This is a genomic window from Aquimarina acroporae, assembly GCF_023195925.1.
GTDB classification, from domain to species: Bacteria; Bacteroidota; Bacteroidia; order Flavobacteriales; family Flavobacteriaceae; genus Aquimarina; species Aquimarina acroporae.
This window is the reverse complement of sequence record NZ_JALPRE010000011.1, coordinates 75,928-88,296: the sequence shown is the minus strand read 5'-3', so window position 1 is coordinate 88,296 and position 12,369 is coordinate 75,928. Positions and strand designations below refer to the sequence as shown.

Here is a 12,369-nt window from a genome sequence, read left to right as displayed (position 1 = left end):
GTCTTATTGCTTTTTTTGTATCCAACTTTCAAAATCGATATATCCTAATACATGATCAGGAATAGGGTGTGCTAATAGTTGTTCTTGCAAGTCGTTACATGCAACTCTTTTTTGAGTAGAAGAATATTCTACAGTTTTTGAAATAAACTTTAAAAGCAGTTTTTCATAGGGTGCTATGTTTTTTTGCTTTTTTAGGTATTTTTTCATACTGTCGACTAGGTACCTTAACGTGAATCCATTGCCCAGCTCATAATGTACTAAAAGGTTTAACCAATATGTATATGTAATAAGGTCTTTTCGGTCTTTTTTGGTTTGGTTATTAAGTATGGCATTGATCCATTGAAGGGATTTTTTGAGATCCTTTTTAAGGAAGTAAATAATTGCGAATTGAAAAGAAAATGAAAGACGGTAGTTTTTGGGGACCAAGGTTTGGTGCTTTTCAATAAACTGTTGTATTTCTTCGATTACTTCATGAGTGGTATGCAGTTCTTTAAGGTTTCTGTGAATCTCTAGTTCTATGTTATATAGACGTAGTTTTTCTTTGATCATAGCTGCCGAAACTGTTTCAATTTCTTCAGCTCGTTGTTTTAATAAAAGAATGCGTACAAAGGCTTCTTTATATTGTTTTTTAAACACAAGGAAACCCAGTAGATTATTGCAAACCGAAAAATACATAGTGAAAAATTCGCGCAATAACTCAGGTTGTTGTTCCCACTCTTTTATGAGCTCTTCCAAAGTACGCTTTGCTTTATCGGTGTCTTTAGAGATAAGTAGTTTTCGGTATTTGTGCAGTGTTTTTAGTGTTCTGTTCTGTAGTGAAACACTTTTCTTGTGAGAAAGAGAAAACTGCCCAGGGTCTATATTGGCTAGTAGTAAATCGATATATTCATTGGTTGATTTTAAGGTGTTTTTTTGTTCGGTAATGATCGTTCGAAGTGATTCGAAATCCTGAGGATACAGCGCTTGATGTACTTTCCGTTTCCAGTCTTGAATATGAAATAATAGTGTGTCTTGTTGAAAACTTTTGGCTTTTTTTTCTGCACGTTTTAGTTCACTGGCGCATATGGTATATTGCCCTTTATGAAATAGGATTTCTACATTGCGAATAATATCAAGAAGCTCGGTGTTTTTAGAAATTTTGGCGTGATAATTACGTAGAGATTGAAGAATACGATGCTTGAGATAATTCTTGATAGTGGTGAGCTGATTGATAAAAGCTTTGTCCTTAAAACGAAGTTTGATTTCTTTCTCATTATACTCCTTTTGTGCTTCAATGGCATCGAATAGAATGAGGTATTCTGCATCATCATTTCCTTGCGCACTCATTTTAAAATATCGCTTTTCACTTTTACTTAGAGATTGTATTAGATAAAAGAGTTCTTCGTTTTTCTTCATTTTAGAAACCTATGTTTTTTCAAAAATATAATTTTTTTCGTGGTTTTGATCAGGTATCTTTGAGTAGTTATTAATCAAAAATCAAAATATTATGTCAAGTGCAATCAATTGGTTCGAGATACCAAGTACTAATTTTGAAAGAGCAGTACAGTTTTATAGTGAACTATTAGACGAAGAACTACAACCAATGGAAACAGAATTTAAAATGGCTTTTTTTCCATATCGAGATGGGGGAGTAGGCGGTTGTGTTACACATGGAAATGGAAATAAACCCTCGCAAGAAGGTACATTTGCATATCTAAATGGTGGCGATGATCTTTCTGTGCCCTTGGCTAGGGTAGAAAAAGCTGGAGGCAAAATACTCATGCCTAAAACATCGCTGGGAGAAAATGGTTTTATGGCGATATTTCTGGATACCGAGGGAAATAGAGTCGCCTTCCATTCTATGAAGTAACGTTTCTATGAGACCGTGACCTTTTGAGTATGAAGCGAGTTAGCAAAAATTCAAACTTCAAAAGGTCTGGTCTTGTTAAATGAATAACACTATGCAGTATTTTACGAATGATTTTATTGATTTCTTTAAGGCGTTAAGTAGTAACAACCATAAAGAATGGTTTCATGCAAATAAGAAAAGATATGAGTTAAGTATAAAACAGCCATTCACTCTTTTTGTAGAAGCTATGATTAAGGAAATTCAAAAAGAAGATCAGGGTTTAACAGTCGCTCCCAAAGATTGTATTTTACGAATACATAGGGATGTTCGCTTTTCCAAAGATAAATCTCCCTACAATCTTCATTACACCGCATTTATTTCTAATGGAGGTCGAAAAGATAAGAGTATACCGGGTATATTTATCCGCTTTTCTCCCGAAATGATTGGGATAATGGGTGGGTGTTTTGGTCCTTCCAAAGAGCAACTTGCAAAAATAAGAACTACCATTGCTAAAGAACCTAAGGTGTTTAGATCGTTAATTGAAGATAAAAAGTTCTCACAAAAATTTGGAGAGATTAAGGGGGATATCATGAAACGTATTCCTAAAGAGTGGCAAGAATCTTGTAAGAAGGAACCGCTTATAGCTCATAAACAATTTTACTTTGTAGCTGAAGCGTCTCCTGATTTGATTATGAGCACTCATTTACTGGATACATTGATGGACTATTGGAGAAGTATGCGACCTGTAAACGAATATTTAACTAAAGCAATACAATAACAATGGCATATAATGAATTTCTAGCAGACCGTATACGACAGTTTTTTCAGGAGAAAAAAGTAGGTTTTGAAGCCAGAAAAATGATGGGCGGACTCTGTTTTATGGTCGATGATAAGATGTGTTGTGGGATTCATTTTGATAAGAAAAAAGAAATGGATTTACTTATGGCAAGAATAGGAATAGATGCCATGGATGAGGCAATGAAGAGAGAAGGTTGTTTACCTATGGATTTTACCGGACGACCCATGAAAGGTTTTGTATTTGTAGCACCCGATGGTTTTGATTTAGACAAAGACCTCGATTATTGGTTACAATTATGTCTAGATTTTAACCCTTTGGCCAAGCGTAGCAAAAAGAGATCTAAATAAAAAACCTCCTGCAAAAACAGGAGGTTCCAATTATTGTAAAGTGTCGGGATATGGTTAACGCTTTACAAATTTCTTTGTTGTTCTTCCTTCATTCGTTTCAATTCTCATAAAATATACTCCCGATTGTAGTTTTGAGGTATCAAACGTATTTTGTGATGTTTCAAGAACCACTCTTCCGTAGTAGTTGTATACCGTTATTGTGTTTATCTGTGGTAAAGTAACGGTAATCATACCTTCGGTAGGGTTAGGATATATTTTAAAAGAAGCAATAGTACCATCTTTTACGTTGTCTACAGTGAAACATTCAGATCTCGAAGTACATCCATTTACGGTGACCTCTACCGCATAAGAACCATTTATAGTTGCAGTAAAAGTAGCATCTGTTTCTCCTGCAACCGCTTGATCTGTATCACAATTGAACCATTGGTAGGTAGCATTTGTGATGGTATTTGCAACTAAAGTAGGCGAATCGTCTTGAACGGTTACTACAGGTATCGCATTAATGGTAACTTCAGTTGTATCTGTGTTTGGACAGGTACCACTGGTAGTATAGGTTATGGTATAGACACCAGGGGTAGAATTGACAAGATCTATGGTTCCAGTATTTGAATTTATAAGTAATCCAGTAGTTGAACTAAAGGTCCCTCCAATAGTTCCGGTAATGTTAGGAACAGGGTTGCTGTCGTTAATACAATATGCAATATCATCGTAATTAAAACTTGCGTCTTCCTGAGGTATGATGGTAATTTCTACTTCGCTATTATTCGGGCAAGCTCCACTAGTAATGTAGGTTATTGTATAGGTCGCTGGTGTTGAATTTGTGAGATCAATTACCCCAGTGCTAGAATCAATACTCAGACCAGTTGTCGAACTAAAGGTTCCTCCAGTCGCTCCGGTAATGGTTGGAGCAGGATTGGGATCATTAGAACAATAAGATCCTGCATCAAAACTGAAGGTTGCATCATCTTGTTGTATAATGGTTATGTCTACAGTACTACTATTTGGGCAAGTGCCACTGGTTGTATAGGTCACTGTATAAGTTGCCGGAGTTGAATTAGCGATATCTATAGCCCCGGTTCCCGGGTCAATGCTTAATCCCGCAGTAGAAGTAAATGTTCCTCCAGATGTTCCTGTAATTGTTGGTGTAGGATTGCTGTCATTTGTACAATATGAGCTTGCATCAAAACTAAAAGTTGCATCGTCTAGCTGTATAATAGTTACCTCTACATCACTGCTATCTGGACAAGTGCCATTGGTTGTATAGGTTATAGTATAGGTAGCAGGAGTAGAGTTGGCTATATCTATTTCACCTGTATCCTCATCAATACTAAGCCCTGCTGTTGTGGTAAATGTTCCTCCTGTGGTTCCGGTAATGGTTGGAGCAGGATTGGGATCATTAGAACAATAAGATCCTGCATCAAAACTGAAGGTTGCATCATCTTGTTGTATAATGGTTATGTCTATAGTACTACTATTTGGGCAAGTGCCATTTGTTGTATAGGTCACTGTATAAGTTGCCGGAGTAGAATTGGCGATATCTATGGCCCCGGTTCCTGGGTCAATGCTTAATCCTATAGTAGAAGTAAAGGTTCCTCCAGATGTTCCTGTAATTGTTGGTGTAGGATTGCTGTCATTTGTACAATATGAGCTTGCATCAAAACTAAAAGTTGCATCGTCTTGCGGTATAATAGTTACCTCCACATCACTGCTATCTGGGCAAGTGCCATTGGTTGTATAGGTTATGGTATAGGTAGCGGGAGTAGAGTTGGCTATATCTATTTCACCTGTATCCTCATCAATACTAAGCCCTGCTGTTGTGGTAAAGGTTCCTCCTGTTGTTCCGGTAATGGTTGGCGTAGGGTTGGTATCATTAGAGCAATAAGAACTATCACTATAATTAAAACCAGGATCGTCTATAGCATTTACAGGAATGGTAATTTCTACACAAATCGCAGTAGTCTCATCGATACAAGATAACCCTGCGTCTTCTCCTCGAATGTAATAGGTGGTACTTGGCGCGGTTGGAGTTACTTCAAAAGTTGAGGTATTTGTTGTTGTTGTGCCTATCGGTGTTCCTCCACAAGAATCGGTATAGATCGACCAGGTCGAGGCAATATTCAGGTTCCCAGAAATGGTGATTGTAGAAGTGTCACCTTCACAAGTAACCGGAGTAAAATTTACGGTTGGTGTGGTAGGAGATACACAAACCGGAACTTGACGAAACCATGCAAATCGTGCTACATTAAAACTTCCTAAAATAGCATCTTTTAGTCCATCACCATCTACATCTCCAAAGTCTATGGTTGGGAAACTTCCTATTTCTCCTTGGGTTAATTCACCATTAAAGAGTTGTTGAGGTTCAGAACCAAAATCGGGTTCTGTTTTGGTACCTACGTTTTCGATCCATCGCACAAAACCAGTATCGATCATAAAGAACATGTCGTAATCTCCATCTTTATCAAAATCTTCAAATACAGGTACAGGTACATCCATATTATTATATGCATCTTCGTCATCCCAAGGGCTGTCAGCTTCAGACTGTCGTTCAAAAATAGGATTATTGATGTCACCAATATTTTTAAAATAGGTAAGCTTATCACTTCCCAGTGTTACCAAATCGAGGTCATTATCATCATCAAGATCTACAAAACCTAAGCCAGGAAATTCTGCTACTTCGATTTCATTTAACCCAGGAATTCCCTCGGCACGGTATTGAAAGACCGGAGTATCGGGGGTACCTATGTTTCTGTAAAATAAGATATCGTTATCTCCATCACCTTCATAATCACGTTCGGTACCAATAAATAAATCTAAATCGTCATCATTATCGATATCTACCCATTGTGGGCGATTCTGGTTTCTAACAGCGCTTCCGCTGTCAATCCAAATTGTATCGAGAGTAGGGATAGAAGCGGCTACCCAATTCGGAGCAGTTGGGGTTCCGGTGTTTTGATAGTAATGCACCGTTCCTCCTTGACTTCCAGATAAAAAATCAAGATCATCATCATCGTCAAGATCACCCAGAATGGCAGATTGCAATCGACCTAGAGTAATGGGCGTACTTGGGATATCTGCTACATCTAATCCTGCAGGTTCTGGCCCCGGTCCTCTACTGGTGCCATCGGGATTGCTAAGCAAACGACCACCTCGAAATTCCCAACTTATATAATCTGCCTGCGCAGAAACCAGCTGGTTTCCCAAAAGAAAAATAATAAAAATGAGTAATAGTTTTCTCATAACTATATGATACTATATAATTTATATTCTATATCACTCTGTATTACTTAACCAAAAGTGATGAACACAATTTAGGTAAATAGGGGTAGATACAGATGTAAAACTTACTTTAAATATTCTGATAATTACAACGGGGGGAAGGAAAACAATTAACTCATACATTGTACGTGATAACCGTAATGCAAAACTAATCATTTGATTATTCACACACAAGATAAAACAGAAGTAAATACGAAATTATTAACATTATTTTAGAACCTAATTTGGTGGGTAAGACTTTTATCGATAAAATTGTAGTTTATAGCCTAATAACTTGGAATACAGTAACTCATATAAATGTTTGTAATCTAGAGGTAACTTTTTCGACCTATGCTACATGTCTAACACAGTTTTTAATCGAACCAATATTTTTATCGCGCTTCAGTATCTGTTATCAAGAAAGAAGCAGAGCATTTTGGCAACCCTAGGTGTCATGTTGGGAGTCACTACATTTATTGTAATGATCAACTTTATGACTGGGGTGAATGACTTTTTAGACGATGCTGTGTTTAACGGAAGTCCAGACATTACTGTTGGCGCCAAAAAGGATGCTCAAAAGCATAAGAAATTTGAAACACGAATTTCATCATTACCAGACGTAACAGAGATAGACCAACTGTTAACCGAAGATGAAAACGTGCAATCTTTTGCACATCAGGTGCAGTCACCGGCTATTTTAATAAGCAATACCATGCAATTGCCTGGTGGTATTAACGGAGTGTTTCCTGAAGAGGAAAAACACATGGTTGAACTGGAGCGTCGTTTATTAGACGGTAAAGGTTTTGAGAGCTTGAAGGATGAAAACTCTATTTTGTTGGGGGTAAGTTTGGCCAAAAAGCTTCAGGTCTCGGTGGGTGACGAACTTAAAATGATATTACCCAACGGTAAAAGAACACAGCTCAAGGTTGGAGGTGTTTTTAGTTTTGGGATCACCACAATCGATAATGTACGTACCTACTTTTCAGCAAATACACTTCAAAAGCTACTCGGACAGGAACAAACAACAACTCATATTCATATTAAGCTAAAAGATCGAAATAATATTGCTCTTAAGTCAAAGATTACCAGTCGACATGATGACGTTGTGGTCGAAGATTGGCAGGATAGCAATAAGACTATTGTTATTGGTAATAAGGTAAGGGATATTTTGACCTGGTCGGTATCTTTTGCATTGTTGCTGGTTGCAGGATTTGGGATTTATAACATTTTGAATATTACCGTGATCCAGAAGCGCAAAGATATTGCAGTGTTAAAAACCATGGGGTATGCCAGTGGCGATATCGTTTTTATTTTTTTAGTACAATCAATTATTATAGGTGTGTTGGGAGCGATACTAGGTATAGCGTTGGGCTATGCGATTAGTTATGGTATTTCGGTAACGCCTTTAGACACTTCAGATTTTATTATTGTAGATACATACCCGATCAACTTTACCCCGGTATACTATCTCATGGGGTTCGTTTTTGGAGTACTCACCACAATACTGGCGGGATATTTTCCGTCGAAAAAGGCAAGTAAAGTTGATCCTGTAACCATTATAAGAGGCGCATGATACTAGAAGCAACCCACATCAATAAATATTTTAAAGATCCCGAGAGGCATCAGGTACTGCACGATGTGTCTTTACAACTTCATGATGGGGAGTTGATATCAGTCTATGGCGAATCAGGCAGCGGTAAATCTACTTTGTTATATATTTTGTCTACTCTTGATACCGATTTTGATGGAAGCTTACAGACTCAAGGTAGAGATATTAAGTCGTTATCATCGATAGAGCTTACCAATTTTAGAAATGAGCACATAGGTTTTGTGTATCAGTTTCATTATTTGTTGCCAGAATTTAATGTCTTGCAAAACATTATGTTACCAGCTATGAAGCTACGAGATCGCACCAAAGAAGAGATTAAAGCAGATGCAATGACTCTTTTAGAGGAAATCGGAATGAAAGATCTGGCGTTTCGACCTTCGTATAAACTATCTGGAGGACAACAGCAACGGGTGGCAATTGCCAGAGCCCTTATCAACAACCCTAATTTAATTGTGGCCGACGAACCCACAGGGAATCTTGACCAAAAAAACACAGAAATGGTGTTTGAACTGCTGAAAGATATTACCGAAAATAAGGGCAAAACAGTGGTCATGGCAACGCATAATCCTAAAATTTATAAAAATTCTCATCGTGCTATTGAAATGATTGATGGTTTTGTGCGACTATAAGATCACAATCAATTAAAAACCAACAAGATGGAAGCTATGGCAACTAAAAGTACAATCATTTTTGATGGAGAATGCAATTTATGTAATGGAGTAGTAGGGTGGTTACTAAAATTTGCTCCAGAAGATATTTTCCAGTTTGTACCATTTCAATCGCCACAAGGGCAGCAGTTCTTAAAAGAACAGGGTTACCCGCTAGAGCGATTAGAAACGGTAATTCTAATCGATGAGCATGGTGCACATACCCATTCTGATGGCTTTTTAAGAATTGTCTCAAAAATACCTCGTTGGAAATTGGTAGCTGCGCTACTTGCTTTTGTGCCAAGAATGATTCGCGACGGAATTTACAAAATGGCTTCTAGAAACCGCGTAAAATGGTTTGGGCAATCAAAAAGCTGTACGATTAATTTTAATTAGTCTGATCGATTTAACACGCCAATTGTAAAACAAGATGTTTTCTATCTTGTATCACATCACACTTAATTACTGTTTAGAATAAGGATCCATTACTACAGTATGGTCAATATGTATTGTTTTGATGCATTCTTTATCATATTTAGGCATAAGCAAATATAGATTGAGAATTTCGGTATTGAACTTAATTAAACAAAGTGGAGCTCCAACTTCCATAAGTTTGTAAGGCGATATTATGAAATTCTAGTTTCAAAAAATGAAACTGAGTAAATAGTATCAAAAAACGATCACCTTTTGAGTGATCGTTCTTATTTTCATCAGAATAACTCCATACAAGCTTGAATAGTTGAGGTCACTACTTCTAGGAGTATTGAATATTATTACTTTAATTTCATCAATAGATATGAAAATGATAACGCCGTAGATTTTGCACGTTGTTCATTGGTAGAAGAACCTGCGTGTCCTCCTTCTGTATTTTCATAGTAAAAAATAGAGTATCCCATATCTTTCATTTTTGCTGCCATTTTTCTTGCATGCCCCGGGTGTACTCGGTCATCTCTAGTAGATGTATAGAAAAACACCTCAGGGTATTTAGTATTAGGTTTTAGGTTATGGTATGGGGAGTATTTTTTGATATATGCCCATTCTTCAGGAATATCAGGGTTACCATATTCCCCTACCCAACTAGCACCAGCTAGTAATTTGTTGTAACGTTTCATGTCCAGCAAAGGAACTTGACAAAGCACGGCATTATACAAATCAGGACGTTGAGTAAATGCAACTCCTACCAGTAGCCCTCCATTACTTCCTCCTCGAATACCTAAATGTTTAGGAGCGGTGATTTTTCTGGCTATTAAGTCTTCAGCAACAGCATGAAAATCATCATAAACATTTTGTCTTTTCTCTTTAAGCCCTGCCTGATGCCATTTAGGGCCATATTCTCCTCCACCTCGTATATTTGCCACAACAAAAACGACTCCGTTTTCTAATAAAGAGGCTCCATAACTACCAGAATAAAATGGTAAAGAAGAAGACTCAAATCCACCATATGCAGAAATTAAAGTGGGATTTTTACCATTATAAGTAATATTTTTGGGAGATACCACAAAATATGGAATAGCCGTACCGTCTTTAGAATTTACCTTGAATTGCTGAACCTGGAATTTATCGCTATCAAAATATGAAGGTAATGATTTAAACGGTTTAAAGGAGTTCGATTGGGCATTACCATAATATACCGTTTCAGGGGTTAGGAAATTTTCAAATTGAAAAAAGTAATCATCTGTATTTTGATCCGTGGCAACCACAGATAATCTACCTAATTCTGGAGCCTTAACTTTTTCATTATTCCAGCTTTTGCCATCAAATTTATAGATGAACAATTCGCAGGCTACATCTTTCAAAATATTTAGTAATAGGGTGTTTTTTGTAGCGGAAATCCCATAGACACTAGATTTTTCATCTGGCTGATAGATAAAGTGTACATTATGTTTTCCTTGTATCAAATCTGAAAAATTTAAACTAATGATAGCGCCTTGCTTATACGTTTTGCCATTTATGGTCCAATCTGATTTTAAATCAAGAATAGCTTGATCGTTCAAAATCCCACTTAGTGAAGCATCTTCAGGAATATCTAGAGATACAAATTTATTTTCGTGCCATACTTTCATCTCTTGTGTATAAAATGTCTTCGCTCTGTAGACAACAATATATTCTTTATCATTATCTCGGTAAATGCTTCCAAAAGACCCCGTGTCTTGTATATCACCTTCATGAATCAATTTTGCGTTTTCTATGGGTGTATCACGTTTCCATAACTTTACTTGATTTGGATAGCCCGAAGGAGTCATAGTACCTTCGCCAAAATCTGATGAAATTAATAAGGTGTTCAGGTCTACATAGCTGGCACCACCTTTAGATTCGGGAATATAAAAACCGTCTTCAATAAATTGTTTTTTTGTCACATCAAACTCTTTGATGATGACAGCGTCTCCACCACCATCAGATAATCTTACCAAAAACCGATCATAGTTTGGGTATAAACCACTCACTCCTTTATATACCCATTTTTTACCATCCTTTTTGGATAATGCATCTATGTCTAAAATGGTTTCCCATTTAGGATTACCATTAACATATTCGGCCTTGGGAGTGCGTCGCCAAATTCCCCGAACATGGTCTTTGTCTTTCCAAAAGTTGTAGATATAATCACCATAAGTAGTAGGGTATGCAATACGATCTGTAGCATTAAATATATCTAGGGATTTAGTATATATATCTTGATAAAAAGGTGTAGCAGTTAACCTAGCAACAGTTTTTTTATTCTCGTTATCAACAAATTCGAGAGCTTTGTCATCGTCTATTTCTTCTAACCAAAGGTATTTATCTTCTTGGGCATAAAATACTTTGTTTGTTAGTAGCGCAAGTATCATTAGTAAGATGATTTTTTTCATGTTTTTGTTGTATTATGTTTCTATGATTTAAATATAACTAACCGTTATTATATGTGTTACAATTGAGTAAAACGTTACTATGATTTTGGGCTTATCATAAAATAAATATTTGTAAAGTGCAGGGGATGGTAGTATACGACAAAAACAGCAATAAGTTAAAAAACCTAAAGCTGTTTTTTTAAGTTGTACTTTACACTCAACTTAATGATTTATATTTTATCATTTTATGTTGCTTTTATCCTACAATAGAGTCTATAGTTTTGAAGATAGAAAATTAAGATTACGACGGAGTACACACCAATTTGAACTATAATCTTTAAAATCAATTTTCAGTTTATCTATGCAGAATGCCATTGTACGTATTTTTAAGTGAGTGGTTTAATCTCTATTAGCGTCATAAATTTCTAAAATCTCATGTATTGTACCGGTACCTCCCCCTGTACATAAATTATATCTTGCAGATAGGTTAACGCTGGTAGTTTGAGCGCCATTAAGAATATTATAGCTCAAAGCATGCGTAATTGTTCCTTGTACATCTATTTGTACCGTTTGATCATCGAGATATGTAATTAGTGCTTCTCCGTTTTGACTATAATCATTATTAAAAGTTGTTCCATTTAAATTGGATTCAAAACCACTTACAACTGTATTTCCGTTTTCATCTTCTGAATAGTTAAAGGTCATATGGTATTGCCCTGGATATAAAACTGAACTACCTCTTAATTTTACCTGACCTCTACCACAACCACTACCCGTTCCTCCTCCATCACTGGGGTCATCGCAAGCCTCTGCTCCTGCAGGGTCCAACATTGTGGGCGGACATATCATTGTCAAGCTGCCATTAGGGAATTCTATATGTAATGGATAAGTAAATTGTGATTTGTTTTTTGGTATTTTGTCAAAAAAACTAATGTTAAAGGATGTTTTATTAGTGTCTTGTTCAAGTTCAGTATTATTTGCGATATCATCATTATTACAAGAAATGATAAAGACACCGATTATTAAAGCTTTTATTATATTTTTCATTGTTTTTTATTT

The 12,369-nt window shown here is 36.4% G+C and carries 10 protein-coding genes; 6 read left to right on the top strand and 4 right to left on the bottom strand.

Annotation, left to right across the window (positions count from 1 at the left end):
- Window positions 1-3 precede the first annotated feature (3 nt).
- Window positions 4-1,395, bottom strand: a complete 1,392-nt coding sequence (locus M0D21_RS16130) for a hypothetical protein (protein WP_248331410.1) — start codon at window positions 1,393-1,395, stop codon at window positions 4-6.
- A 91-nt stretch (window positions 1,396-1,486) separates the two neighbouring features.
- Between M0D21_RS16130 and M0D21_RS16125 the strand changes: the two genes are divergently transcribed.
- The 3 genes from M0D21_RS16125 (at window position 1,487) to M0D21_RS16115 (ending at window position 2,974) form a co-directional block, all read left to right on the top strand.
- Window positions 1,487-1,849: a VOC family protein gene (locus M0D21_RS16125; protein WP_248331408.1), complete on the top strand. Its 363-nt coding sequence runs from the start codon at window positions 1,487-1,489 to the stop codon at window positions 1,847-1,849.
- Between the two features lie 91 nt (window positions 1,850-1,940).
- A complete protein-coding gene (locus M0D21_RS16120; RefSeq protein WP_248331406.1) occupies window positions 1,941-2,606 on the top strand; it encodes a DUF2461 domain-containing protein in 666 nt (221 codons plus the stop codon).
- A 2-nt stretch (window positions 2,607-2,608) separates the two neighbouring features.
- Window positions 2,609-2,974, top strand: a complete 366-nt coding sequence (locus M0D21_RS16115) for a TfoX/Sxy family protein (RefSeq protein ID WP_248331404.1) — start codon at window positions 2,609-2,611, stop codon at window positions 2,972-2,974.
- Window positions 2,975-3,028: 54 nt separating this feature from the next.
- On the opposite strand, the gene M0D21_RS16110 is transcribed toward M0D21_RS16115, so the two are convergent.
- Window positions 3,029-6,211 (bottom strand): T9SS type A sorting domain-containing protein, encoded by a 3,183-nt coding sequence (locus M0D21_RS16110; protein ID WP_248331402.1) that lies wholly within the window; start codon window positions 6,209-6,211, stop codon window positions 3,029-3,031.
- A 376-nt stretch (window positions 6,212-6,587) separates the two neighbouring features.
- Here M0D21_RS16110 and M0D21_RS16105 point away from each other — a divergent pair, with 376 nt between their 5' ends.
- From M0D21_RS16105 to M0D21_RS16095, 3 genes are read left to right on the top strand one after another with little or no spacing between them, the layout of a single operon-like run.
- Window positions 6,588-7,802, top strand: coding sequence for an ABC transporter permease (locus M0D21_RS16105; RefSeq protein ID WP_248331400.1), 1,215 nt, complete (start codon window positions 6,588-6,590; stop codon window positions 7,800-7,802).
- Window positions 7,799-8,467 carry an ABC transporter ATP-binding protein gene (locus M0D21_RS16100; RefSeq protein WP_248331398.1) on the top strand — a complete coding sequence of 223 codons (669 nt, stop codon included), beginning with the start codon at window positions 7,799-7,801 and terminating at the stop codon, window positions 8,465-8,467. Before M0D21_RS16105 ends, M0D21_RS16100 begins: the two co-directional genes overlap by 4 nt.
- A 36-nt stretch (window positions 8,468-8,503) precedes the next feature.
- Window positions 8,504-8,881, top strand: a complete 378-nt coding sequence (locus M0D21_RS16095) for a thiol-disulfide oxidoreductase DCC family protein (RefSeq protein WP_248331396.1) — start codon at window positions 8,504-8,506, stop codon at window positions 8,879-8,881.
- Between the two features lie 377 nt (window positions 8,882-9,258).
- Here the strand turns inward: M0D21_RS16095 and M0D21_RS16090 are convergent, their stop codons facing one another.
- Both M0D21_RS16090 and M0D21_RS16085 read right to left on the bottom strand, forming a co-directional pair.
- Window positions 9,259-11,331, bottom strand: a complete 2,073-nt coding sequence (locus M0D21_RS16090) for a prolyl oligopeptidase family serine peptidase (RefSeq protein ID WP_248331394.1) — start codon at window positions 11,329-11,331, stop codon at window positions 9,259-9,261.
- Between the two features lie 378 nt (window positions 11,332-11,709).
- On the bottom strand, window positions 11,710-12,357 hold the full coding sequence (locus tag M0D21_RS16085; protein ID WP_248331392.1) for a hypothetical protein: 648 nt from the start codon (window positions 12,355-12,357) through the stop codon (window positions 11,710-11,712).
- Between the last annotated feature and the right edge of the window lie 12 nt (window positions 12,358-12,369).

What these genes read in the sequence shown, in the direction of transcription:
- M0D21_RS16130 (WP_248331410.1), bottom strand. Translation starts at nt 1,395, where the DNA reads ATGAAGAAAAACGAAGAACTCTTTTATCTAATACAATCTCTAAGTAAA.
- M0D21_RS16125 (WP_248331408.1), top strand. Translation starts at nt 1,487, where the DNA reads ATGTCAAGTGCAATCAATTGGTTCGAGATACCAAGTACTAATTTTGAA.
- M0D21_RS16120 (WP_248331406.1), top strand. Translation starts at nt 1,941, where the DNA reads ATGCAGTATTTTACGAATGATTTTATTGATTTCTTTAAGGCGTTAAGT.
- M0D21_RS16115 (WP_248331404.1), top strand. Translation starts at nt 2,609, where the DNA reads ATGGCATATAATGAATTTCTAGCAGACCGTATACGACAGTTTTTTCAG.
- M0D21_RS16110 (WP_248331402.1), bottom strand. Translation starts at nt 6,211, where the DNA reads ATGAGAAAACTATTACTCATTTTTATTATTTTTCTTTTGGGAAACCAG.
- M0D21_RS16105 (WP_248331400.1), top strand. Translation starts at nt 6,588, where the DNA reads ATGTCTAACACAGTTTTTAATCGAACCAATATTTTTATCGCGCTTCAG.
- M0D21_RS16100 (WP_248331398.1), top strand. Translation starts at nt 7,799, where the DNA reads ATGATACTAGAAGCAACCCACATCAATAAATATTTTAAAGATCCCGAG.
- M0D21_RS16095 (WP_248331396.1), top strand. Translation starts at nt 8,504, where the DNA reads ATGGCAACTAAAAGTACAATCATTTTTGATGGAGAATGCAATTTATGT.
- M0D21_RS16090 (WP_248331394.1), bottom strand. Translation starts at nt 11,331, where the DNA reads ATGAAAAAAATCATCTTACTAATGATACTTGCGCTACTAACAAACAAA.
- M0D21_RS16085 (WP_248331392.1), bottom strand. Translation starts at nt 12,357, where the DNA reads ATGAAAAATATAATAAAAGCTTTAATAATCGGTGTCTTTATCATTTCT.